The 20,578-nt window shown below is 38.9% G+C and carries 37 protein-coding genes; 9 read left to right on the top strand and 28 right to left on the bottom strand.

Going from position 1 to position 20,578, the window contains the following annotated elements:
* The 27 genes from HT679_RS02545 to HT679_RS02665 all read right to left on the bottom strand — a co-directional run.
* On the bottom strand, positions 1-387 hold a 387-nt coding region (locus tag HT679_RS02545; RefSeq protein WP_173212752.1), incomplete at its 3' end, for a YopX family protein.
* 11 nt (positions 388-398) lie between these two features.
* Positions 399-821: a hypothetical protein gene (locus HT679_RS02550; protein ID WP_173212754.1), complete on the bottom strand. Its 423-nt coding sequence runs from the start codon at positions 819-821 to the stop codon at positions 399-401.
* Positions 818-1,078, bottom strand: a complete 261-nt coding sequence (locus tag HT679_RS02555) for a DUF1372 family protein (protein WP_049515369.1) — start codon at positions 1,076-1,078, stop codon at positions 818-820. Before HT679_RS02555 ends, HT679_RS02550 begins: the two co-directional genes overlap by 4 nt.
* A 2-nt stretch (positions 1,079-1,080) precedes the next feature.
* The gene (locus HT679_RS02560) at positions 1,081-1,434 is read right to left on the bottom strand and encodes a hypothetical protein (RefSeq protein ID WP_173212756.1); all 354 of its coding nucleotides are present in this window, start codon (positions 1,432-1,434) and stop codon (positions 1,081-1,083) included.
* Positions 1,434-1,721 (bottom strand): hypothetical protein, encoded by a 288-nt coding sequence (locus HT679_RS02565; protein ID WP_173212758.1) that lies wholly within the window; start codon positions 1,719-1,721, stop codon positions 1,434-1,436. The genes HT679_RS02560 and HT679_RS02565 overlap by 1 nt, the downstream gene beginning before the upstream one ends.
* Entirely contained in the window at positions 1,718-2,230 is a 513-nt protein-coding gene (locus HT679_RS02570; protein ID WP_173212760.1) for a DUF1642 domain-containing protein, read from the bottom strand. Before HT679_RS02570 ends, HT679_RS02565 begins: the two co-directional genes overlap by 4 nt.
* An 11-nt stretch (positions 2,231-2,241) precedes the next feature.
* Positions 2,242-2,757 (bottom strand): hypothetical protein, encoded by a 516-nt coding sequence (locus tag HT679_RS02575; RefSeq protein WP_173212762.1) that lies wholly within the window; start codon positions 2,755-2,757, stop codon positions 2,242-2,244.
* The gene (locus tag HT679_RS02580) at positions 2,754-3,086 is read right to left on the bottom strand and encodes a hypothetical protein (RefSeq protein ID WP_153199852.1); all 333 of its coding nucleotides are present in this window, start codon (positions 3,084-3,086) and stop codon (positions 2,754-2,756) included. The genes HT679_RS02575 and HT679_RS02580 overlap by 4 nt, the downstream gene beginning before the upstream one ends.
* 12 nt (positions 3,087-3,098) lie before the next feature.
* Entirely contained in the window at positions 3,099-4,442 is a 1,344-nt protein-coding gene (locus HT679_RS02585) for a PcfJ domain-containing protein (protein ID WP_173212765.1), read from the bottom strand.
* The gene (locus HT679_RS02590) at positions 4,439-4,834 is read right to left on the bottom strand and encodes a Cas9 inhibitor AcrIIA9 family protein (RefSeq protein WP_173212766.1); all 396 of its coding nucleotides are present in this window, start codon (positions 4,832-4,834) and stop codon (positions 4,439-4,441) included. The genes HT679_RS02585 and HT679_RS02590 overlap by 4 nt, the downstream gene beginning before the upstream one ends.
* A 162-nt stretch (positions 4,835-4,996) precedes the next feature.
* Complete coding sequence (locus HT679_RS02595; RefSeq protein WP_173212769.1) at positions 4,997-6,049, bottom strand: DUF1351 domain-containing protein; 1,053 nt, start codon at positions 6,047-6,049, stop codon at positions 4,997-4,999.
* 1 nt (position 6,050) lies between these two features.
* Positions 6,051-6,815: a phage recombination protein Bet gene (bet, locus tag HT679_RS02600; protein ID WP_173212771.1), complete on the bottom strand. Its 765-nt coding sequence runs from the start codon at positions 6,813-6,815 to the stop codon at positions 6,051-6,053.
* Positions 6,812-6,991: a hypothetical protein gene (locus HT679_RS02605; RefSeq protein ID WP_173212773.1), complete on the bottom strand. Its 180-nt coding sequence runs from the start codon at positions 6,989-6,991 to the stop codon at positions 6,812-6,814. The genes bet and HT679_RS02605 overlap by 4 nt, the downstream gene beginning before the upstream one ends.
* Positions 6,988-7,110 carry a hypothetical protein gene (locus tag HT679_RS11530; RefSeq protein ID WP_275689795.1) on the bottom strand — a complete coding sequence of 41 codons (123 nt, stop codon included), beginning with the start codon at positions 7,108-7,110 and terminating at the stop codon, positions 6,988-6,990. The genes HT679_RS02605 and HT679_RS11530 overlap by 4 nt, the downstream gene beginning before the upstream one ends.
* Positions 7,097-7,240 carry a hypothetical protein gene (locus HT679_RS02610; protein WP_173212775.1) on the bottom strand — a complete coding sequence of 48 codons (144 nt, stop codon included), beginning with the start codon at positions 7,238-7,240 and terminating at the stop codon, positions 7,097-7,099. The genes HT679_RS11530 and HT679_RS02610 overlap by 14 nt, the downstream gene beginning before the upstream one ends.
* A gap of 10 nt (positions 7,241-7,250) precedes the next feature.
* Positions 7,251-7,574: a hypothetical protein gene (locus HT679_RS02615; RefSeq protein WP_173212777.1), complete on the bottom strand. Its 324-nt coding sequence runs from the start codon at positions 7,572-7,574 to the stop codon at positions 7,251-7,253.
* Between the two features lie 15 nt (positions 7,575-7,589).
* On the bottom strand, positions 7,590-7,880 hold the full coding sequence (locus HT679_RS02620; RefSeq protein ID WP_057488003.1) for a hypothetical protein: 291 nt from the start codon (positions 7,878-7,880) through the stop codon (positions 7,590-7,592).
* Positions 7,881-7,979: 99 nt separating this feature from the next.
* Positions 7,980-8,198, bottom strand: a complete 219-nt coding sequence (locus HT679_RS02625; protein WP_240149570.1) for a hypothetical protein — start codon at positions 8,196-8,198, stop codon at positions 7,980-7,982.
* Positions 8,137-8,991 carry an ATP-binding protein gene (locus HT679_RS02630; protein ID WP_173212779.1) on the bottom strand — a complete coding sequence of 285 codons (855 nt, stop codon included), beginning with the start codon at positions 8,989-8,991 and terminating at the stop codon, positions 8,137-8,139. The genes HT679_RS02625 and HT679_RS02630 overlap by 62 nt, the downstream gene beginning before the upstream one ends.
* Before the next feature lie 9 nt (positions 8,992-9,000).
* Positions 9,001-9,819, bottom strand: a complete 819-nt coding sequence (locus HT679_RS02635) for a replication initiator protein A (protein ID WP_240149571.1) — start codon at positions 9,817-9,819, stop codon at positions 9,001-9,003.
* Between the two features lie 73 nt (positions 9,820-9,892).
* Positions 9,893-10,081, bottom strand: a complete 189-nt coding sequence (locus HT679_RS02640; RefSeq protein WP_001161207.1) for a helix-turn-helix transcriptional regulator — start codon at positions 10,079-10,081, stop codon at positions 9,893-9,895.
* Between the two features lie 12 nt (positions 10,082-10,093).
* On the bottom strand, positions 10,094-10,279 hold the full coding sequence (locus tag HT679_RS02645) for a helix-turn-helix transcriptional regulator (RefSeq protein ID WP_173212781.1): 186 nt from the start codon (positions 10,277-10,279) through the stop codon (positions 10,094-10,096).
* 355 nt (positions 10,280-10,634) lie between these two features.
* Positions 10,635-10,889, bottom strand: coding sequence for a hypothetical protein (locus HT679_RS02650; protein WP_173212783.1), 255 nt, complete (start codon positions 10,887-10,889; stop codon positions 10,635-10,637).
* Positions 10,870-11,040 carry a hypothetical protein gene (locus tag HT679_RS02655; protein ID WP_173212785.1) on the bottom strand — a complete coding sequence of 57 codons (171 nt, stop codon included), beginning with the start codon at positions 11,038-11,040 and terminating at the stop codon, positions 10,870-10,872. Before HT679_RS02655 ends, HT679_RS02650 begins: the two co-directional genes overlap by 20 nt.
* A 393-nt stretch (positions 11,041-11,433) precedes the next feature.
* Positions 11,434-11,556: a hypothetical protein gene (locus tag HT679_RS11535; RefSeq protein WP_275689794.1), complete on the bottom strand. Its 123-nt coding sequence runs from the start codon at positions 11,554-11,556 to the stop codon at positions 11,434-11,436.
* Positions 11,557-11,586: 30 nt separating this feature from the next.
* Entirely contained in the window at positions 11,587-11,781 is a 195-nt protein-coding gene (locus HT679_RS02660; RefSeq protein WP_173212788.1) for a hypothetical protein, read from the bottom strand.
* Between the two features lie 170 nt (positions 11,782-11,951).
* On the bottom strand, positions 11,952-12,089 hold the full coding sequence (locus HT679_RS02665; RefSeq protein ID WP_153192915.1) for a hypothetical protein: 138 nt from the start codon (positions 12,087-12,089) through the stop codon (positions 11,952-11,954).
* Positions 12,090-12,230: 141 nt separating this feature from the next.
* Here HT679_RS02665 and HT679_RS02670 point away from each other — a divergent pair, with 141 nt between their 5' ends.
* Together HT679_RS02670 and HT679_RS02675 are read left to right on the top strand one after the other, a co-directional pair.
* Positions 12,231-13,007 (top strand): S24 family peptidase, encoded by a 777-nt coding sequence (locus HT679_RS02670; protein ID WP_173212790.1) that lies wholly within the window; start codon positions 12,231-12,233, stop codon positions 13,005-13,007.
* A gap of 14 nt (positions 13,008-13,021) precedes the next feature.
* On the top strand, positions 13,022-14,137 hold the full coding sequence (locus HT679_RS02675) for a hypothetical protein (protein WP_173212792.1): 1,116 nt from the start codon (positions 13,022-13,024) through the stop codon (positions 14,135-14,137).
* 219 nt (positions 14,138-14,356) lie between these two features.
* Here the strand turns inward: HT679_RS02675 and HT679_RS02680 are convergent, their stop codons facing one another.
* The gene (locus HT679_RS02680; protein WP_173212795.1) at positions 14,357-14,551 is read right to left on the bottom strand and encodes a hypothetical protein; all 195 of its coding nucleotides are present in this window, start codon (positions 14,549-14,551) and stop codon (positions 14,357-14,359) included.
* A 226-nt stretch (positions 14,552-14,777) separates the two neighbouring features.
* Here HT679_RS02680 and HT679_RS02685 point away from each other — a divergent pair, with 226 nt between their 5' ends.
* The 7 genes from HT679_RS02685 to HT679_RS02715 all read left to right on the top strand — a co-directional run bounded on the left by HT679_RS02685 (position 14,778) and on the right by HT679_RS02715 (position 20,512).
* Positions 14,778-15,728 carry an Abi family protein gene (locus tag HT679_RS02685; protein WP_173212797.1) on the top strand — a complete coding sequence of 317 codons (951 nt, stop codon included), beginning with the start codon at positions 14,778-14,780 and terminating at the stop codon, positions 15,726-15,728.
* Positions 15,729-15,893: 165 nt separating this feature from the next.
* Entirely contained in the window at positions 15,894-17,039 is a 1,146-nt protein-coding gene (locus HT679_RS02690) for a site-specific integrase (RefSeq protein ID WP_173212799.1), read from the top strand.
* A 131-nt stretch (positions 17,040-17,170) separates the two neighbouring features.
* Positions 17,171-17,740: a CYTH domain-containing protein gene (locus HT679_RS02695; protein WP_173212809.1), complete on the top strand. Its 570-nt coding sequence runs from the start codon at positions 17,171-17,173 to the stop codon at positions 17,738-17,740.
* 112 nt (positions 17,741-17,852) lie between these two features.
* Positions 17,853-18,812 carry a ribose-phosphate diphosphokinase gene (locus HT679_RS02700; protein WP_001283809.1) on the top strand — a complete coding sequence of 320 codons (960 nt, stop codon included), beginning with the start codon at positions 17,853-17,855 and terminating at the stop codon, positions 18,810-18,812.
* A gap of 9 nt (positions 18,813-18,821) precedes the next feature.
* Complete coding sequence (locus HT679_RS02705) at positions 18,822-19,937, top strand: cysteine desulfurase family protein (RefSeq protein ID WP_173212811.1); 1,116 nt, start codon at positions 18,822-18,824, stop codon at positions 19,935-19,937.
* Between the two features lie 4 nt (positions 19,938-19,941).
* On the top strand, positions 19,942-20,289 hold the full coding sequence (locus HT679_RS02710; protein ID WP_000863540.1) for a DUF1831 domain-containing protein: 348 nt from the start codon (positions 19,942-19,944) through the stop codon (positions 20,287-20,289).
* 7 nt (positions 20,290-20,296) lie between these two features.
* On the top strand, positions 20,297-20,512 hold the full coding sequence (locus tag HT679_RS02715; RefSeq protein ID WP_173212813.1) for a DUF4649 family protein: 216 nt from the start codon (positions 20,297-20,299) through the stop codon (positions 20,510-20,512).
* Positions 20,513-20,578: the final 66 nt, after the last annotated feature.

The raw sequence follows: 20,578 nt of genomic DNA on the forward strand, positions 1-20,578 counted from the left end.
TCTGTTTTCGTAGATGTTGCCTACAACCTCGCAATTAGTATGTCGTAGCCACAATTCACATCCGTGTTGTTTGGATTTAAGACGATACGCTCCACCGTAATGCCTTACAACCTCGTAATAAGTCGGTTCAGAATAGACATCCTTAGACATTTTGACAATGTCGCCTTCAAAGATTTCCTTGCCGTTCTTGTCCTTGAGTCCTGTTGTTTGCATGAGTTCGATTTCGTCAGTTTTGTAACAATAGATAAATCTATCGTCTGGTAAACCATTCTCAAAATAAACTTGTTGTGTCACTATTTCTTCGTTTTCGTAGTCAATAGCAAGAATGTCATCTGAAAAAAACATACGTTTTTCTGTTTTTATCCACGCTATATATCTTGGTGTCATGTTAAATCCTCCTAAGCATTAACAACTGGAAAATGAATATCACCAATCACTAAAGAGCCTACGCTGTAATAATAGCCGTTATGCTCTGCTTCACAATTGGCAATAGCTACAGGGTTCTGATTATGGAAGATAGTTACTTTGTTTTTATAACCAGTTCCCCAATGGTCGGGGATTTCTTCCGGTTCTCCAATTTCAACATTAGTAATCACAGCGTCAAGTGATACATCTTGGAACTCCCCATCTGCTGAGGCACAGCAATCACTTTCAGACATTTCAATAGTGACCTTTGTGCCGTCTTCAAGCAGCAAAAAGTCCTTATCCCATTTCACAATACGCTTAAAGAGCAACAATTCTTTAAGCTCTTCCAACGACCCGTACCTTGCATTTTTCCAATCAGGCTCATAATAGTCTGGTAGTTTAATAGTTTCTGTCATAGTAACACCTCGTCTCCAACTTTCACTTTTTCATACACGTCCTTCGTAACCACGAACACCCCGTAATCACGAATCGTAAGCGTGTATAGTTTTCCATGTCGTCCTTTCTCGACCACCTTACCAAATATCTCAGCGCCTGCGTTATCTGCCTTGTAGATAACCATCGGCTTCTTTTCTTCCAAATCTCGAATCCTGTCCATCTGCCAGATGTTTAATCCAGCAGACAATAAAATCCAAATAGCTATGAATCGTTTCATGTTCACTCCCTGTAATTATTGTAAATTTCAATAGCTGGAATTGATTCATTGTCAATAGCAGAAGTAATTATTAGCTCGTTTCCAACTTTTTTTTGAAATTCTAGCAACTCCTCTATCGAATTGATTTCGATAAAATGCCCCTCTGCACCGTTCGGAAATTCTCTTTGTATTCGACCTTTAGACGTTTTATGATTAACTCCTTCAGAAAGCCAACTGCCTTCTATCCTAGAAAATCGCTCATCATATTCTTCAAATGTCGAACAGCCTCTAACTTGTATTTTTGTGTATTTTTTAATCACGGCGTTAGGGATTCGATTTTCAACCCACCCGCTTGTGCTTGTTAGTAAAAATTCCATCACTCAACCTCCTCAAAATAACTATGAAATTTACTTAAATTGACAATAACGACCTCTTCGACAAAATGTTTTTCGATGTCAAAGTCTGGATCATTTTTTCCAAACTCTTTCTTAATGGCTTTTTCAGCCAGCGAAGGTAAATCGAATATGCTTGCTCCGTTTTTTAAGGCAAGCGGATTTCCATGTTGATTCACTATTCGATAACCCACATCAAACGGTCTGATTTCCCTTGGGACTTTTATGCATTTACTTTGATTCTTCATTCCTTCTTCAAGCGTTTGTATCATCCTTCTACCTCCTCAATCTCAATCCCTGGGCAATCAAACACCCAGCCGAAGCCAGCGTCTTCTAGTTCTTTGCGGGTGTGTGCTGTACGAAATTTTTTATCTAATGTTATATTCTTTAACGTCCAAGCGTGAAGGTGCTTAATCAAGGTTAAGTAACTATATGCTGATTCAATCCATTTAAACCTTACATAATACCTTTTCTCTTTCTCGACCTCGTAGCCGTCAAGCCATGCACGAGCGAAGAGATCTCTGTTGGATTTCTTTTGATACCATTCCGTAAATTCCTGGCTTCCATTGCTACAAGCATAATGCAACGCATCCTCTAGTTCTGGACTATGTTCTCTTGCACCCTCAATCACATCATCCACAAACTGCGGAACTTTGACTTTTTCTGGCTCGTCTAGTTGTTTCAAGTCTTCTAGAAAAATTTGACGAGCTAGTTCTCCTGTTTTACCATTCCACTTCCCCTCATATCTTTTGTATTTCTCAATTAATTCCTTAACATTCATCTTCCAACTCCTTAACTTATCTTATGGCTTTCCAGCTCTCCAAATTCATGCCCTTGGTTTACAAAATACGAACCAATCAGAACCGCATCTGCCTCGTCATCTTTGACGTTCAGGTCGAATTCATCAGACACCTTAGCAACTGCCTGCAGTTTCATCGATTTTTTGCTACGGTCTTTGTAACTAAACTGCCAATACTTGCGCCAGGTCGACACATTCACGAAGTACACATTGTCAGCAATCAGTCGGCCAAGAATGATACCTGTCACAATTCCAATACTAATCATAGACTGCTGATTTGGCCCCATGACTGAGTTCTTCTCGACCACAATTGATTCAAAATGGCAGTCGTACTTATGGAGCGCTCTCGATTGAATCGCTCGCAATTCACTAGCCATGAACCGCCCACGTTCAAAGAACGATTTGCTTTTATGCTTTAAGACACCACTCTGAACAAGATCAGAGCCGTGAAATACGGCCCAGCCTGTCGCAGTAGTTGAAATGTCTAACGATAATGTCAGAGATTTCATTGCAGTTCTCCCTTGAATCCACAGAGATCAAATAGGTTTCGTTTATTACTCTCAATAAACTCAAAGAACTTCTGAAGTTCGGCCAAGTGACGCTTTTCTCTCTTGATTCCAAGGCTCGTATGATACTCTGTCGGCATTTTAGGTGTCGCCTTAATATCTAACCAGTAGAGAGGCTCAAACACGTCGCCACTTGTATCAAGAGAAGCATCTGCATCTGTATTTCTAAAATGCATCTGCATATCATATTCAATTTTATTGGTGATCGTGATGGTCTTGTCCACGATTTCAAGTGTGATATCTGTTCCTGGTATGTCGATTTTGTTTAGCATTTATTTTTCTCCTTATGCGTGTTTTGTATTTTTGTTGATTTCTACCAGCCATTGTTCTGCAGTTTGCCGAATTTCTTCTGGAGCTGATAAATTGTGTTTCCCCCTAATTTGAGTGATTCGGTCATCCTTGTATTCCAAAGTGAAAAACGGCTTGTCTGGTTCATCTTTTGACCTAACGAATATGATTGTTGTTTTGCCGTTCGCATGATCTTGAGTATACCTAGCACTACCAACACAATGAGACAATGCCTTCCCTTCCAAAATCAATTCTCCGGAATTATAGGCCGGTTTAAAGAGATACTGGCCTACCGCTTTCTCGTATTTGGCCAAAGATTTCAGACGCTTCTCGAACTTGCGCTGTTCAATCTCGCTCTTGTGCTGTATGAGCAGCTTAACCGCATTATCATGCGCTTTGACTAAATCTTTCGGCATGATGAGATTGTCAGTATCAATGGGTATATCAAGCTCGTTCAACATGCTGATATAGTCTACATAGTAGTCAAAATTAACTTTGTTTTTTAAGAACCAATTCTGGAATCTGTTCATTTTGGCAGCTTTGGGGATTTTGTTGATGTCTTGATAAGTCAGGATTTTTTCAATACCAGGAACAAGCGTGCCACCTCTCAATTTGATGCGACGTTCTAGCTCATAATCTCTGAAGGACCTATCTGTATTTTTGAAAAATCGCTTATTTTCATGAAGCCATTTCTTTGTTACGACACGGCAATCAACCGCTTTTCTCACATGCCATCCATCATATTCAGTAACATCATAAGCGAGATCCGTAGCCATTCTCCAGGCATTTATTTTCTGAAGAAACTCGATTTCAGAGCGGTATTTATACATGTGTGGCAAATGATAGTAGCCCAACCCACGAGGAAATTCCAAGTACTTCAATTCGGAAATTTCTCGAATCTTATTCTCCCAATTGTTTTCAAAAAATATTGTTCCTGAATATGCTCCTTGGCCTGTGAAGTTAGGAGTAAGCCCAGGAGCGTAGACTCCGCATCTTTCAGTCAGTTGTGTAACTTGATTGTCGCTCATCTGCTCAAAGTTTGTAAGTTGCCTCCTAATAGATTGCTTGCCGTTCGTGTATCGCGACCAGAATCCGTAAGATTGGATTTCAATCCGTTTGCACGTCACAAGAATAATTGCGAAACTGTAGAATTTGTCGTAAAAGTCTAATCTGCTCGATTTTGTCAGACGTTTTTCGATAACTCTACAACCTGTCCGATCGCTCTGAATAGTTTGAGATTTGTTAGACCATTTGATGGTCGGGATCTGCGAATAGCACCAGTCAAAGAATTTTTGGGGCGGTTTCAAACGTCCGGCAATTATTTTTTGATTTTTTGTCATGCTAATTCTCCGAATAAATCGAGCTGACCGTCAATAACATTTTTCTGTTTTTTAACTTTTTTAGATTTTGGTTTTTCAGGTTGTTGGCCGACTACTACAGTCGCATGGATTGCCTCAACCTTTTTGGTTTTGCCAGTAAAGTACTTATAGACCCAACCGAATACGGTAGAGTCATCTACCATCGCACAAGTTCCTGACTTAAAGTTCTTAGCCTGGCTAGCGCAATAGTTCAAAGCTTCTCTAATAGATTTCTTATCACCCAAAACTCCTTCGAAAAGCTTTTCGTCCTCTTGATCACAAATCCAATTGTGTATTGCATCTTCAGCTGGTCCATGATCTCCTTTTAATTCCTCTAGCAATTTTGCCAGAGCCTTTTCTTTGATTTCATTCATGTCATTTCAAAAAAATGCGACTGCCTTTGTGAGAATTGGCTAAATACGGGCAGTCGCTCGTCCAAGGTCACATGACCTTTACTGACGTTTTCTAGTTCGCAGTTTTACAAGAATGCACGGCTTGTTGTTTTTTGAGTTGTTTCCAAAATGGAAAAAGTTGGTTTATTTAATCAGTTCATCCAATTCTGCCTGCGTCAACGGCTCGATACGTTGATAACCTTGGACAGTGTAGTTTTTCTTGTATTCAAATCCCAAATCCGCAAGGCTATTCTTGAAATAGTCTTTTTCTTCCGTGTCAGCGAAATACACTTCCAAGGTCATTTTTTGGGTATATCGTTTTAAGCCGTTTTCAGCCCCACTGACAGCTTTTTGTTGGTTTTGGGATAATTGCCCACCGTCTAAGATTTCGCCCGTCTCTGGGTCAAATTCTTGCGTTTCCTCGTCGATATGACAGCCAAGTATTGTTCTAAACTCTGGATGTTCATTTTGTTGCTGAGCTAAATCTTCTTCACGTTCTCGTTCAGCTCGCTCTTGAGCCAATCTAACTTCTTCTTTTTGCTTTTCAAAAGCGTGGTCTACCTTGATTTGTTCCAACACTTCAACCAAAGTCATGTCTTTCAACATCCGAATATATGGCTGGTCTGTCATTCCGTACTCGGCACATTGTCCTGAGATTGCTGAGATGGTTTTCTTATACTCTTCTTGCTTCTGATACTCAAATGTAATCATGTCATCAAGCGACTTCATCGTAACTTTCTTGAGTGTCACACCGTCAGCCATGAAATCGCCTGCCTTGATGTACTCAAGGGCTTTCTCGTCAAATAGACGAGGGTCAAGCATGTATTCTGACGCCTTATTTGTGATATAGCTCTTGACTGTATCCAGTCTGAGTGCTTTCTGATGGTCTTCAAACTCTTTGACATCTTTCGCAATCTTTTTGATAACACCGTCCAGCGGTTCAACCTGCTCGGTGATGTATTCGTTGAAATCATCAGCAGTTTTTGACAAATCCTTTTTGATTTTGATACGCTCGTCAGATATCTGCTTGAACAGTTTTCTGAGATCAGCTAAAACCTGCTTATCGTCCTTGATTGTCGAAGCAGTAACTGTATAATTCTGGTACTTCGTTACCACTTCTTTAATATTTTGTTCAAACAATTCACGGTCTAAAATCTCAACCTCTGCCTGAGTGACACTTACTTGTAATTCTTGCATGTTAGTACTCCATTTCTTCTAAGAGTTCGCCTTGTAACGGTTCGCTCTGGATCGACTCCTCAACTTGAGTAGGTTTAGGAACTGGGTGATTCGCCTCTTGTACTTTGTTGAATTGTTCAATCTGAGCCATCTTGCGTGCTACGACATCCTCTCGACTTTCTTGAGGTGTGACATCTTTGATACGGTCAAATGTTTCTCCACCGTCATCCTCTGTGTACATATTGCCTAAGTCCTCAGGGAAAGCCTCTCTAAGAGCATTTACCAGAGCCGTCTTTCTAATCATGGTAGCTGGCATAGAGTTCCAGGTGCTTTGTTTCTTGTCATATTCCTCACGGCTAACAAAGATTTCCACAGGTACCTTGAAATTTTTACGGTACACTCTTGCCCATCCGCCTATTAGTGTGTCTCCTGGGAGCATGATTGCCCCTTTGCGTTCGTGCATAACGCCCTCGCCATCCACTGTCACTACTCCAGCCTCAAATCCCTCATAGTCTTTACATTGAGCGGCACGTTTCAAGAAAGCCTCTTTGGAGACAATCAAACTGAACTCAGTGCCTCCATTACGATTTTTGTAAGCCACAATGTAGACCTCGTTAGCAAATGGGTTAAGATTGCGACCTTTACATAAAGCTAGAGCCTGACCTATTTGTTTTTCAGTCAACAGGTTTTGTGGGTCAAAATACTTTTTGATGTCTGCCCCAGTCAATGAACTTGGGTCAGTAGTAATGTCACGTTTTGTCTGTGCTACTAATTGATTATTTGTCATTTTCTTCTTCCTTTCGTCTTCTTCAAATTCCAATTTTCACGTTTTATACGTCTATTTTCGTTTTGTAATTTCAAAATAATATTTTGTTGGTTGTTGATAATTTCTCCGAGCTCAATTCCAAGATGCATATAATCAGCTCGCCAGTTGTCGATTTCTGCAAGTAGTTCCTCAATCATATTTCATCACCCACATATCGATACTGACCACATCCAACATAGATGTACTCGCTTGGGTCGAGTTCTTCTCGCTCTTCGGGTGGTTGCATCATATCTCTGTCATAATCAAACATGAGCATACACCTTTCCAAGTTCCAGCACTCGTTTCACATATCCGGCCTTGGACGTTAGCCCAAGATCCAGCAATTCGTTTTTTTCTTCATGGTTGGCCAAAAGCCACACACGGTTTTCAAGTTCAATTCTAGTCATTATCTTATCCTCAGCGTAACACTTTCATAATCACTTTCTTAGGTTCTGGCAAAGCTAACGGCTCTGGCTTCAAACCTTCAGGGCGTTCTTTATCAAACGTAAATCCTTGAAACTCTCTGCGGATGTTTTGACGGATTTCCTCACGTTCAAGCTCACGACCGATTTCAACCGCTTCGTTAAACGCTTGTATAATCTTCGTATCACGTTCTTCCAACTTTCGTTGTTTCTCAAGTTCGTGCAGCTCCATTTGTCGTGCTAAAATTCCTGCTCCGATAAATCCTAAAATCACTGCGCCAGTTCCTAAAATCTGGTTGATTAATGGTGGTTCAAACATTTTTTCTCTCTCTCCTTACGCTCTTAATTTTCGTACTTCTTTCTCTAATTCCAAAATCTCATAAACATCATTGACATCGTACATAATATCTTTCCCTTGCTTACGAAATCTTAATCCTTTACGTTCTAACTGCTTAACATAGCCATGAGTGAAGCCGAACTTCTTCATCAAAGCCTGTTGATTGATTGGCATGCGATCATTCTCTAACTGCTCCTTGACCTGCTTTTCAGCAAAGGCCAACAATTGATTCGTGAACAATTCAGCACTTTCGCCATCCAATCGTAATTGTAGCGTTATACCTTCCATTTTTTTACATCCTCTCAACTATGCGGGCAAGCATTTTTGTGATATAATTCAATTAGTAATTTTTGATTAGCGCCTGATTGCCGTCAGGTGCTTTTATTTTTAGGTTCTATAGACGCTTCCATTTGTTGCATAGTACGTCAGTTCGTTCATCTTTCTTGTGAACTGGTAGTCGCTTGTAATCAGCAACCGCTCTTTCAGCAAGCTAGATAATCCGTAATGTTCTTCTTCAAACTGTTCAATAATTTTCTGACGTTCTTCAGTAGTCGCTTGCTGACAAGGTGCGTCTAGACTCTGTGTCATTGCTAAATTTGAACGCATTAGTCTTCATGTTTCCTTTCGTTATTCTATCTACGAGGCTTTTCTCGTAAAGTTGCTCCAAGTGATTGCCTCCATAGTTCGTGGTTATAATCGTATTCGTCCTGTTTTCAAGTATCTGATACAGGACTTTTTGCATCCAGTTGTTCCCCTGCTTGATTTCATCGCCTACACTTGACTCTTTGCCAAGGTCGTCCAAAATCAAGAAGTCCACTTTCTGCAAGAACTGGATAGTCCGTCTTTCTTCCCACTTGGAATCCTTGTATCTAAAAGCGTCTTTCATCCGTGAGAATAGTTCCATAGAGGGAATATAGACCACTGAGCGCTTCAACTGGAACTTCTGGAAACTCTCGTTCAGCGTCTTGGCAATTCCAACTGCTAGATGGCTCTTGCCAACTCCAGGCGGACCGCTGATAATCGTATTCCCCTCATATCGCTCCTTCACATAGTCAACCGTCACACGCTTAGCGAAATTGACTGCTTCAGCGTCTTGGTTTGTGTGAATCTCAAAGTTGCCGATAGTAGCATTTTGTAAATCAGGTGGAATGATGCTCTCCTTAGAAAATAAAGAGTAGGATCTTGTATTTCTGATTTGAGCCTCAGCTTGAGCAAGTTGTTCGCCTGCTTGACTGTTGATTTTCTCCTGTTCACATTCAGGGCAATAAGTCCGCACATTCTGCGTGCAAGGGTTGACTGAGCGCCACATATAGACTCCCTCATGCTTGGGGCATTGGGTATCCAAAGTTTCTATCTGTAAAAATCTACCCTGCAATTCATCTCTTGATACTGCTCGCATAGCACCCTCCTAGAATCCCAGTCGTGGGTTGTAACCATCATCTGATAATTTCAAGGTATTTCCTTGATAAGCACTTGACCGCTTCGGTTTCTGTCTGTTCTCTACTAACTCAGCAGTCACTAGACCCTTCTGCTTCCAATCTCTCAAAATACTACTGAGATACTTGAAGTAAGGTTTACCATTACCTACGCATTCCTTGATTGCTAATTTGATAACCTCTTTACTATGGTCTTGTAAGAAGTAATTCAAATCTTCAATCTCAAACGGTGTCGGCTGTCTTCCAAACTCTGAAAAAATCCAATCGTGAACAATTCCAAGGTCATTTTCTGCTGGGGCGTCCTCTATACTATCTATATAGTTAGCACCACCACCCTCTGATTCACTCAGTCTTGATAAATTAGTATTGATATTATCAGTCTTGATTGTGTCAACTTTTTTTACTTCTTGAAGTAAAGTTTTTTTACTTCCGTGGTCAACTTTTTTTACTTCTTGAAGTAAAGTTTTTTTACTTCCGGAAATGTATAACCTGTTTGGTTTATTCACACCTTGCCGAAACTCTCTAAGCAATCCCATATCAGCAAGTTCTTTTTTTGCTGATATGATTGTTGGTTTACTACAATTAAGCTTCTCCATAAGTTGCTCGTTCGTATAATAGACGTAAACATCCCCTTTCTCATCAAACCATTTGTTTTGAATTGACAATGTCCGCCTATCAAAGAGAAACATATATATCTGCTTAGCTTTGTCACTCAGCACATTGTATGGCGGTTCATAAAGCCACTGAGGCATCTGATAAAAAGCATTGTTTTTCACTTCGCTTATTTTCAATCATTCTTTCTCCTTCGATACAAATATTTTAAAATAGAAAATATTATTTTGTTTAACTTGTTAAACATTTACTTTAAAAAAAATCTTTCACTTGCTTATTAAAAACTACTGCTAATTTTTGAAGCGTTCTAATTTTCACTGTTGACGACTGACCTGACTCAATCAAGTGTATTGTTGTTCGAGAAACATTTGACTTCTCTGCGAGTTCTTCTTGAGACATCTTCTCTTTCTCGCGCCATTTTCTTAAACGTTCTCCTTGCACGCACTCACCCCCTTATCTAAATTCATCCAAGCTGACTTCCAGTGCATCAGCAATTTTGCACATATTCGTCCATGACATCTCTTTCATCCTTCCAGCCTTTAGGTTAGAAAAATTAGATGGATGGACATTTGATTCTTTGGCCAATCTGTACATCGACCAGCCTTTTATTTTTAATTGTTTTTCAATTTTATTCCACATCAGAAATACCATATGTTGTGTTTTTCAATCACATCAGATCCTTTCTTATACAATATGTTGACAATCAAATATGTTTGGTTTATAATATATCTTGACTAAGACCTCTCACGTTTTAGTCAAAATTCCAATAGAAAGGAGGTAATGTTATGACTCATTATTGGTATAACGATCGCGTTGATACTAACAATAATCACGAAGTACATAAACTTTCTTGTAAGTATCTACCTGATACAATTCATTCCACGTATCTAGGAAAATTCGACTACAATTTTCAAGCCATGGAATATGCTAGGCAAACCGAACCCTACAAGCAGTTTGACGGTTGCTACTTTTGCATGCCAACCGAACATAACGGCTAATTTGACTGAGTTGCTTCCTGCAACTCTTTTTTATGCTCTCGATTGCTAGCAATTGTTGAACGATACTCTTGAATAAAATGGTACTTCATTGTCTCAATAAAGAACTTCCGTTCATCAATCAACATTTTCCTCAAAAATTCGCATTCTTTTCTTAGTGCAATCAATTCTTGTATTCCTTCTGCTGCTGTTTGAGTTACTTCTGCTAATTTTTCCATACCAGAAATATCAACATTAACATGTGGCTGTTCCATTATCGTTCCCCCTTATTTTACTTTCCAGCGCCCTGAGTTCAATCTCATGGCTGACTTGTTTCAATAGCTTCTCACACGCTATTTTAGCTTCTCTGTACGTTGTAGATTCGCTGATGAAGTAATCAGCAAGTTCGATGATTTTATCTTCCATGAATTTCTCCAAAAATCGGTCTTAAGACCGATGTCCCCCCTTCAAAAACAGTATATATTTATATTATCCTTAACAAGAAAGGAGCTGATGCAAATTGGCAAAATTTTTGAAGGGGACTGTGGTTCAGTGATTCAGTTTGGTTAGGTAACCAACGCGTTTTTACTGCGAGTGTGACTGCACGGAGCCTGTCGCTGACTATAAGAGGGACTGCAGCTCTGCTTATAGCGGGACTGACAGATAACTACCTAGCGGCACTCAAAGACTAGCCAAACCACGTTGATTGCAGTGCTGGACGCATGACCAGCGAAGTTTCAACCAGTTGCTTTACACCGACTGTGAAACCTTATCAAAGTATGCAAGTCTTGACCTAGTGTAAAGTAGGTTAAGACTTTTTTATCGCTCAGGAACTTGTGAATCGTTCAAAGAAATCTTAGAATCTAGTTCATCCACTTTCTCAGCAATATATGTCACGGTCCTCAATATCTCATTGAGGGCTGTTCTTTCTAGTTCGTTCATTTTTCTACTCCTATCGGTAAAAACTTTGCTTTATTTGTATTTATTAGCAATTTCATTTATTGTATCTAAAACAAATTTTTGCATCTTTTCTCGTGCTTGCAATTCATTTTGAAAGAAAGAATCAAGCATTTCGGTCAATCTATTCGAATATCCTCGCAATAGCATTACCGTTACCAAAAACGAAGTAATTACTGAGACGAGAACTGCTGAAAAAACACTTTCCATTTTCCTACTCCTTCCCTTTTTTATCACATCGGTATTCCACTATCTTACGAATAGTGAAAGATACAATCACAAATCCTGCTAGGATTATCAAACCAACATTTTCATCCATTGCTTTTCACGGCAAATGATGGTACACTATCAAGTAGAGGTTGGGGCTTCTGCCCCTTTCTCTACTTTTTGTTTTGAAGCTTACGTTTGTGTTCTAAGATTTGTTTGTGCCACAAACGTGCTTCTCTGACTAAGCCTAGTGCCAAGATGACGGTTGCAGTGTCCTTGGTTGCTAGGCTTTTTATGATGTGTTCCATCATTTGCCTTACCTCCTTTTCTTTAAGCTTGATTATAGTTTAACACGTTAAACATAAAATGTCAAGTGTGTTAAACAAAAAAATTTACTTTTTTTATTTAAAGATGTATAATAGATTAAACAATATATAGAAAGGAGTTTTTAAATGAAGTTAGGAGAATTGCTCAAATCATATAGAACGGAGCATAAATTATCGATGGATGCTTTTTGTGAATTATCTGATTTAACTAAAGGGTATATTTCTATGCTTGAAAAAAATGAACATCCGAAATCCAAAAAGCCCATTGTCCCATCTTATGACACAATAGAAAAAATTGCTAAAGGAATGCAAATTTCTACAGAAAATTTAATTGATATGCTTGATGATGATCAAGAAATTCAAATCAACGCCACTCCAGCTCTTCTCTCAAAATCTCCTATCCAATCCATCTACGACAAACTAGAACCGCCTGGACAAAGTAAAGTTATCACATACGCTGAAAAATTACGTGACGAACAAGAGAAACGAAGAAAAGCTAAGATAAACGAAGTATCGGAGAAAATTGTTCAACTCTATGGTTACGACTACTACGACCACGCTACTTCTGCTGGTACTGGGCAGTATTTGAATGATGTACGAGTTGAACAGATAGAGTTGCCAATAGATGTAGATGCTGACTTTGTAATCCCGATCAAAGGGGACTCGATGGAGCCTGATTATCATGATGGCGACCTAGTGTTTATCCAGACAAGTGTTGACTTGAATGACGGTGTTATCGGAGTGTTTAACTACAACGGAGAGGCATATATCAAGCAACTGGTTATTGATACAGAACAATCCTACCTACATAGCTTGAACCCTGATTACAAAGATATGCCAATCACACCAGAAACAGACTTCCGAATCATTGGAGAAGTCGTTGATTTATATAGGGAGAAATAAAAAAGGAGATTGAAATGTCTCACAAAAATCAAATTGAAATCTATCAATTTAACAGTCGTGCAAAATATTGGCTAGTTCGAGCAGAGGGTGGAAAGTATTACGATGATTTTAAATACAACCACTTCATTTCTATTCATCACAACCAAGTCACGCTTGCAGATTTACAGACTACTAACTTACTCCTCACAACAGAAAAAACTATAGAGCACTACAAGCAACAAATTGCAAGAGTGTATCAAGACAAAAGTCTATCAAAACACCAAATTACATTTACTGCTAAACGACTCTATAGCTTTATAGAAGATATGAGTGTAGGAGATTACGTCATAGTTCCATCATTTAAGTCTAACTATTTCTTGATTGGACAAATCACAAGTGATGTCTATGAAAAAGATATGCCGAAAGAGCAACTAACCCTAAACCATGGCTACGAACAGTCTACGGATATCAAACGTCGAGAAGTCAAGTGGATTAACGAAGTGCCACGAAGAAAAGTAAATCCAAAATTTCTATACAGTACACTGACAGTCCATCACACTATTTTTAATATCACAGATTTATCAAAATACATCAACGGTCTCATATCTCCGCTTTACTTCAAAGATGGGAAATTACACCTTCAGTTGAGAGTTAATACTAATGAACCTATCACATCAAGTATGTGGAAAAATCTCTATTCTATTATCGATGAATATAAAAATCCTGAAATTAATGAGGAAATCGTTGCCACTTCTAACGTAGAGAGTCCAGGAGATATAACTCTACAATCCATAAGTCAATTCATATCGGACAATCATTGGATGCTGAACTCAGGCTTAATAGGACTAGGGCTTTTGTTTGGAGATATTGATATCAAAGGTATTAAAGTGAAGGGACTCTTCCCATACTTGCAACAAAGAAAAACAGCCAGTTTGGAAGAACGCAAACTGACTGTAGAAGTTGAGACTATGGAAAAAGATGCCAAGCTGAAAGATGCACAGCGAGAAGTAGAAATAGAAAAAGCTCGCAAAGAACTAGAACTACTAAAAAATGTCAGGGCTTTTGAAATAACCGTTGACTCTCCTAATGTCTCTTACGAAAACGTAGCCCAAACGCAAATGGATTCCGATGAGAATCAGGGTGAGGGATGATTTTTACGACTAGAATAAAAATCACAAAGGTTATTAAAATAATATCCCTGTCTAAAAAGAAAAGAGTGAGAGAAAAAATAGAATATAACAATAAATATCCCCAAAGGATTTGAATGTTTTTCATACCAACTCCTCCTCTTTGCTTTCTTAATTTGATTTTAGCAAAAACAAACTGTTTAGTAAAGGTAGACAAGGCTAATCACCTAGTAAGACCTATTGCTATTTATTTCGATGACTAAATAGATGCCCGTAGCGCTGATTAAAACACTCTCTTTTTAAAGCGAGTTCTCCCTCGCCTGTTTTAATATCCGTGCGGACTCTATCAGCAAATTCATTGTGGCGCAATTCCATTTCTTTTTTAGATTGCTCCATCTTTTGACGCTTTTGATTGATGTGAGTAAAAAAAGAAAACATATTATCGCAGCACCTTTCATCACTATTCTACAACGAACAATAGTAAAAAGCAACTGTTTCCAAAATGGAAATAGTTGGCAACAATAAAAATAAATTTAACAAAAAACTTGACAAAAACAACAAAAGACTCTATAATGGATTTAATCTAAGTGAATGCTCCCCCCTGGGAGCCTAGAAGAGTCTTTGCATCTATGCAAGGGCTCTTTTTGATTTACGAAGGAGAGATATGGAAACAAAACCGTTCAAAACATTCCGAGAGCAGATAGAACTCCTAAAATCTCGAGGACTTACCATCCGAGATGAAAACAGGGCAATCAGAATTTTATCGACATACAGCTATTACGAAATCATAAACGGCTATAAAGAAATTGGTATTGAACAAGGAGAGAAATTTAAAGAGGGCGCAACATTTGAAAAACTCGTAGACTTTTTCCTCATGGACAAAAGCATACGAACAAATATCAATCTAGCATTACAAGAAATCGAGGCTCATCTTAGAACCGTTCTTTCCTACGTAGTCGCAGAACATTACACTGCAGACCAAAATAAATACCTTCAAAGAGAGAACTATGAACGAGGTGCTAAAAAATTCAAAGAGTCTGAACGATCTAAGTTTCTACGTAAATGTTATAAAATCACCCAAGATAAGACTCAACCATATAAACATTATCGAGAAAAGCATGGCAACGTGCCGCCTTGGATTCTTGTTAAAGGGATGACTTTTGGTCACCTAATCACTTTTTATAAACTACAAAAGTCGCATATAAAGACAGAAGTTATCCAGCGCATGACAGGACTAGACAAAGAAAATATAGATAATGATATTAAACAATTGTTCATCAATGTATTTTACTTCTTACTCTCCTATCGAAACAGATGCGCCCATCTTGGAAGAGTTTATAACTTCACAACAGAAAAGAACAAAATCAATTACAATAAATTCTTTCACAATCGATTGCACATCACAGAAGAAGATTACAAGAATGGGCAAGGACAAAACGGCTTGAGAACACTCATCTGTTCCCTAACCTTATTCAAAACTTGGGGTCCAGTATCACCAGTGGGATTATTGAACTTCCAAATTATGGAAGCTATCAACTCCTATCTGTTGAAATATCCAGAAGATAGAGATTATATAAACCAACAAATAGGCGGTGAACTTATTCCTATCGTCTAAACAAAAAAATCCCCACACTCTCCATCGCCAAACTTTGAGTGTGAGGATTCAACTTTCCATCTAGCAAGCAATGGAAAGGATGATAAAAAAATACACCTATAGTTTATCATAAGTTCTACACCTTTTCAACTATGCGGGCAAGCAATCGAAAAGAAAGGACTTTTTATGATAAAAAAATATATTACAAAAAAAGGAGAGACTAGATATCTCTTTCAAACATACCTGGGCATAGACCCTGCAACTGGAAAAGAAAAACGTACAACACGCCGTGGGTTTAAAACTATTAAAGAAGCAAAGGCTGCCGAACGTGACCTTCTCTTAGATGTTGAAGAGAATGGTTTTTCAAATAATGGAGATTTCCAGAACCCTACATTTGCTGAAGTCGCTGATTTGTGGCTTGATAGCTATAAGAGCACTGTAAAACCAACAACCTATCAGAACGTTAAGAAAAAACTTGATGTTATGATTGACTTGTATTTTACAGATATGAACATCCAACAGATCAGTGTCGCTTATTGTCAGAAGGTTGCTATAAAGTTAAGTAATCGCTATATACTCTATGCCAATTACTACTCTGTCATTAGCCGTATTTTCAAGTATGCCACTTCTCTTGACATCATTAAGTCAAACCCATTAGACAAGATTATCAAGCCTAAAAACAAGCCCTTAAAGGCCAAAGAGAACTACTACAGCAAACAGGAACTAACAGATTTTCTAAAAGTTTGCAAAGCAGATTGTAAAACAGTAGAGTATACCTTTTATCACTTGCTAGCTTTTACTGGTTTGAGATGTGGTGAGGCACTTGGACTCATGTGGTCAGATGTTGATTTTGAAAATAAACGGTTGGATGTTTCGCGGACAGCTGTCGTAGTTGGTAAAAAACAAACTGTTCAGGATCCTAAAACCAAGAGAAGTAAGAGAGTTATCACCTTGGATGATGAAACTCTGCATGTATTGAAACTCTGGAAACGTCAGCAGATAAAAGAATATTTTCGGGCTAGTGTGCCTTACAAACATGATTCAAATTATATCTTTACGAATAGTTTCGGAGGTTGGATTTCTCCTTCAGCTGTGAAAGAGAGACTTAGAAGATTCTTTTGTGAACATAACGATATCAAAAAAATCACTCCTCACGGATTCAGGCACACACACGCTTCTCTCCTCTTTGAAGCAGGTGTTACAGCTAAAATCATTTCAGATAGATTAGGACACAATAATGTTCAAACTACCCTTGATATGTACACCCACATCAATGATAATCAACGTGTTGAAACCGTGGATCAGCTCATGACTTTTATCCGTTCAAGCTAAAAGTAAAGTCGTATTCAATCTCGTATTCACTTTTAGATAGACACTATAAAACCAATGATTTCAAGGGTACAGGAAACCGTGAGCAGTTTATACCATAATCCGCTTTCAACGATAAAGAAAAGGTAAGAAAAATGAAACATTTAGAAATTGAATTGAAAACACTATTGAAAAAAGATGAATACAATCGTCTAAAAGACCAGTTCACAGACGTCACTCCTGTTCTTCAAAAAAACCACTACATGGACACACCTGATTTTGAACTGCGAGAAAAGAAAATTGCTATGCGCATTCGAACCTTTGAAGACTGGGCAGAATTGACACTCAAAGTCCCGCAGAGTGTTGGAAACATGGAATACAACCAAAAATTGCAACTAAAAGATGCTGAAAACTATCTGTCTAAGGAAGAACTTCCTCAAGGGCTAGTACTGGATGAATTGGCGAAACATGGCATCCAAAGCAAGAACTGGCAGGTACTTGGTTGTCTAACAACACTTCGCTATGAAATGCAAACAGCTATCGGTCTCATGGCTCTGGATGAAAGTCAATACTTTGATATGACGGATTACGAATTGGAGCTTGAAGTGGAAAATCACGAGCAAGGCAAACAAGATTTCCAAAAATTTTTAGAGGAAAATCAGATTTCTTATCAAAAAGCTCCTTCAAAATTGGTTCGATTTGTCAAAAGTATGAAAAATAGCTGAAATAATCTCCATTTTTTGGTAAAATAGAAAAGATAAAAATACAAAAATCCCAGTTCATATAGGTAAGGCAAATATCACTAGGATTTAAAAAGTTTACAGAGGACGGTCTATAATGTCAGATAGAAAAAACATGAAACTTTTCGCACTCAACTCTAACCAAGAGATTGCACAGAAAATTGCTGAAGCTGTTGGTGTCCCACTTGGAAAACTATCGTCACGTCAATTTTCAGACGGAGAAATCCAAGTGAATATCGAAGAAAGTGTCCGTGGTTATGATGTTTACATCATCCAATCAACAAGTTTCCCTGTTAACAACCACCTAATGGAATTGTTGATCATGGTCGACGCTTGTGTGCGCGCAAGTGCCCACAGTATCAACGTTGTCCTTCCATATTTTGGCTATGCACGTCAAGACCGCATTGCTTGTCCTCGTGAGCCACTTACAGCTAAACTAGTTGCCAATATGCTGGTTAAGGCTGGTGTTGACCGTATCCTGACTCTTGATTTGCATGCCGTTCAGGTTCAAGGTTTCTTTGATATTCCAGTGGATAATCTTTTCACTGTTCCCCTATTTGCAAAACATTACTGCGATAAGGGACTACTCGGTTCAGATGTTGTTGTCGTTAGCCCTAAAAATTCAGGTGTCAAACGTGCGCGTAGCTTGGCTGAATATCTTGATGCTCCTATCGCCATTATCGACTATCCTCAAGACGATGCAACTCGCAACGAAGGTTATATCATTGGTGATGTTGAAGGTAAGAAAGCCATCTTGATTGACGATATTTTAAATACAGGACGCACCTTCTCTGAAGCTGCTAAAATCGTTGAACGTGAAGGGGCTACAGAAATTTATGCTGTTTCTAGCCACGGTCTCTTCGTCGAGGGAGCTGCTGAACTTCTTGACAATACTAAGATTAAAGAAATTCTTGTGACTGATTCAGTAGCAACAAAAGAAAAAACTCCTAAAAACGTATGCTACATCACTGCTAGTGAGTTAATTGGTGACGCCATCGTCCGTATCCACGAAAGAAAACCAGTCAGCCCACTCTTTGCCTACAACAAAAAGAAATAAGGTGATTCTTTGATTTATTTGGACAATGCTGCGACAACTCCTATGTCAGCAGTTGCTATTTCAGCTATGACCAAGGTGATGCAAGAAACCTACGGCAACCCTTCTAGTATTCATGGTCATGGTCGTCAAGCTGGTAAACTCTTACGAGAAGCCCGTCAGGAACTAGCTCAGTTACTGGGGACAAAACCTCAACATATCTTTTTCACTTCTGGTGGGACAGAAGGCAACAATACTGCTATCATTGGTTACTGCCTTCGTCACCAAGAACAAGGAAAACATATTATCACAACTGCTATTGAGCACCATGCTGTCCTTGAAACAATTGATTACTTGGTTCAACACTTTGGGTTTGAAGCAACCATTATCCAGCCAGAAAATCAAGAAATCACCGCCCAGCAAATTCAAGAGGCCTTACGTGACGATACGATTTTGGTTTCTACCATGTTTGCCAATAATGAGACTGGAAACCTACTGCCCATTGCTGAAATTGGCCAAATACTCAAGCAACACCCAGCCGCCTATCATGTCGATGCAGTTCAGGCTATTGGTAAAATCCCTATACACCCAGAAGAATTGGGCATTGATTTTCTCACTGCTTCTGCCCACAAGTTCCATGGTCCTAAGGGAATCGGTTTTCTCTACGCATCTAGCATGGATTTTGATTCCTATCTTCATGGCGGAGACCAAGAACAGAAAAAACGAGCCGGAACTGAAAATCTAGCTGCCATCGTGGGTATGGTTGCAGCCCTAAAAGAAGACCTAGAAAAACAGGAAGAACATTTCCAACATGTACAAAATCTAGAAACTGCCTTTCTTGCAGAGCTAGAAGGAATTCAGTATTACGTGAATAGAGGACAACATCATCTCCCTTATGTTCTCAATATTGGATTTCCTGGTCAGAAAAACGACCTCTTACTCCTTCGGCTAGATTTGGCTGGAATTTCAATCTCTACTGGCTCAGCCTGTACGGCAGGCATTGTCCAATCCAGCCATGTTCTTGAAGCCATGTACGGGGCAAATTCAGAACGCTTGAAGGAATCCGTTCGTATCAGTCTCTCGCCAGAAAATACTGTTGAAGACCTACATACCCTCGCAAAGACCTTAAAAGAAATTATCGGAGGTTAGCCATATGGCATTTGAAAAAACCATTCAGTTAAAAAATTGTCGTTACGACTACACTCTTAGCCCTTCTGTTAAAAAATTCACCCTTAAGGACAACACCTTTTTTGAGACTAAGGTTGGTAACTATGAATTGACTCGCCTACTTGAAAAAGTGCCAAACAGCGGTGAAGGCTTCCAACTCAAAATCATCATTAACAAGGAACTTACAGGTGCTAAAATCAATATCACTGACAAGTTTGGGCTACGTCTAGTTGATATTTTCAAATCAGAAGACCACCACATTCATCAGGAAAAATTCTATTTCCTCATGGATAGCTTGGTAGAACGTGGTGTCTTTACAAAATCGGAAAGATAGAGCCAAAATGTTTGAACTGACCTATAAGGACAGCTATCATGTAGAGCGCACTCTCAAGTATGAGGATTACGAGGCTCTCATGCTAGCTCTGTCAGGATGTGTGACTCTGCCAGATACACTTTATGTAACTTCTTTGACCTTTAAAGGACAGGAAGTTTACCAAGGACTGGTCGGAGACCTCTACCGTTTTCTATCACATGCAGATTTTTTACAACAAAACTAAGATTTTTCTTAGTTTTTTCTTGTTTTTGTTGATTTTTTCACAATGTTTCTATAAAATAGAAGAATA

This window comes from Streptococcus sp. 4886 (assembly GCF_013276485.1).
Taxonomy (GTDB): domain Bacteria; phylum Bacillota; class Bacilli; order Lactobacillales; family Streptococcaceae; genus Streptococcus.

Bases quoted from the DNA above. Each gene is read 5' to 3' on its own strand.
- HT679_RS02550 (WP_173212754.1), bottom strand. From the start codon at position 821: ATGACAGAAACTATTAAACTACCAGACTATTATGAGCCTGATTGGAAA.
- HT679_RS02555 (WP_049515369.1), bottom strand. From the start codon at position 1,078: ATGAAACGATTCATAGCTATTTGGATTTTATTGTCTGCTGGATTAAAC.
- HT679_RS02560 (WP_173212756.1), bottom strand. From the start codon at position 1,434: ATGGAATTTTTACTAACAAGCACAAGCGGGTGGGTTGAAAATCGAATC.
- HT679_RS02565 (WP_173212758.1), bottom strand. From the start codon at position 1,721: ATGATACAAACGCTTGAAGAAGGAATGAAGAATCAAAGTAAATGCATA.
- HT679_RS02570 (WP_173212760.1), bottom strand. From the start codon at position 2,230: ATGAATGTTAAGGAATTAATTGAGAAATACAAAAGATATGAGGGGAAG.
- HT679_RS02575 (WP_173212762.1), bottom strand. From the start codon at position 2,757: ATGAAATCTCTGACATTATCGTTAGACATTTCAACTACTGCGACAGGC.
- HT679_RS02580 (WP_153199852.1), bottom strand. From the start codon at position 3,086: ATGCTAAACAAAATCGACATACCAGGAACAGATATCACACTTGAAATC.
- HT679_RS02585 (WP_173212765.1), bottom strand. From the start codon at position 4,442: ATGACAAAAAATCAAAAAATAATTGCCGGACGTTTGAAACCGCCCCAA.
- HT679_RS02590 (WP_173212766.1), bottom strand. From the start codon at position 4,834: ATGAATGAAATCAAAGAAAAGGCTCTGGCAAAATTGCTAGAGGAATTA.
- HT679_RS02595 (WP_173212769.1), bottom strand. From the start codon at position 6,049: ATGCAAGAATTACAAGTAAGTGTCACTCAGGCAGAGGTTGAGATTTTA.
- bet (WP_173212771.1), bottom strand. From the start codon at position 6,815: ATGACAAATAATCAATTAGTAGCACAGACAAAACGTGACATTACTACT.
- HT679_RS02605 (WP_173212773.1), bottom strand. From the start codon at position 6,991: ATGATTGAGGAACTACTTGCAGAAATCGACAACTGGCGAGCTGATTAT.
- HT679_RS11530 (WP_275689795.1), bottom strand. From the start codon at position 7,110: ATGCTCATGTTTGATTATGACAGAGATATGATGCAACCACCCGAAGAG.
- HT679_RS02610 (WP_173212775.1), bottom strand. From the start codon at position 7,240: ATGACTAGAATTGAACTTGAAAACCGTGTGTGGCTTTTGGCCAACCAT.
- HT679_RS02615 (WP_173212777.1), bottom strand. From the start codon at position 7,574: ATGTTTGAACCACCATTAATCAACCAGATTTTAGGAACTGGCGCAGTG.
- HT679_RS02620 (WP_057488003.1), bottom strand. From the start codon at position 7,880: ATGGAAGGTATAACGCTACAATTACGATTGGATGGCGAAAGTGCTGAA.
- HT679_RS02625 (WP_240149570.1), bottom strand. From the start codon at position 8,198: ATGCGTTCAAATTTAGCAATGACACAGAGTCTAGACGCACCTTGTCAG.
- HT679_RS02630 (WP_173212779.1), bottom strand. From the start codon at position 8,991: ATGCGAGCAGTATCAAGAGATGAATTGCAGGGTAGATTTTTACAGATA.
- HT679_RS02645 (WP_173212781.1), bottom strand. From the start codon at position 10,279: ATGTGGAATAAAATTGAAAAACAATTAAAAATAAAAGGCTGGTCGATG.
- HT679_RS02650 (WP_173212783.1), bottom strand. From the start codon at position 10,889: ATGGAACAGCCACATGTTAATGTTGATATTTCTGGTATGGAAAAATTA.
- HT679_RS02655 (WP_173212785.1), bottom strand. From the start codon at position 11,040: ATGGAAGATAAAATCATCGAACTTGCTGATTACTTCATCAGCGAATCT.
- HT679_RS11535 (WP_275689794.1), bottom strand. From the start codon at position 11,556: ATGAACGAACTAGAAAGAACAGCCCTCAATGAGATATTGAGGACCGTG.
- HT679_RS02660 (WP_173212788.1), bottom strand. From the start codon at position 11,781: ATGGAAAGTGTTTTTTCAGCAGTTCTCGTCTCAGTAATTACTTCGTTT.
- HT679_RS02665 (WP_153192915.1), bottom strand. From the start codon at position 12,089: ATGATGGAACACATCATAAAAAGCCTAGCAACCAAGGACACTGCAACC.
- HT679_RS02670 (WP_173212790.1), top strand. From the start codon at position 12,231: ATGAAGTTAGGAGAATTGCTCAAATCATATAGAACGGAGCATAAATTA.
- HT679_RS02675 (WP_173212792.1), top strand. From the start codon at position 13,022: ATGTCTCACAAAAATCAAATTGAAATCTATCAATTTAACAGTCGTGCA.
- HT679_RS02680 (WP_173212795.1), bottom strand. From the start codon at position 14,551: ATGTTTTCTTTTTTTACTCACATCAATCAAAAGCGTCAAAAGATGGAG.
- HT679_RS02685 (WP_173212797.1), top strand. From the start codon at position 14,778: ATGGAAACAAAACCGTTCAAAACATTCCGAGAGCAGATAGAACTCCTA.
- HT679_RS02690 (WP_173212799.1), top strand. From the start codon at position 15,894: ATGATAAAAAAATATATTACAAAAAAAGGAGAGACTAGATATCTCTTT.
- HT679_RS02695 (WP_173212809.1), top strand. From the start codon at position 17,171: ATGAAACATTTAGAAATTGAATTGAAAACACTATTGAAAAAAGATGAA.
- HT679_RS02700 (WP_001283809.1), top strand. From the start codon at position 17,853: ATGTCAGATAGAAAAAACATGAAACTTTTCGCACTCAACTCTAACCAA.
- HT679_RS02710 (WP_000863540.1), top strand. From the start codon at position 19,942: ATGGCATTTGAAAAAACCATTCAGTTAAAAAATTGTCGTTACGACTAC.
- HT679_RS02715 (WP_173212813.1), top strand. From the start codon at position 20,297: ATGTTTGAACTGACCTATAAGGACAGCTATCATGTAGAGCGCACTCTC.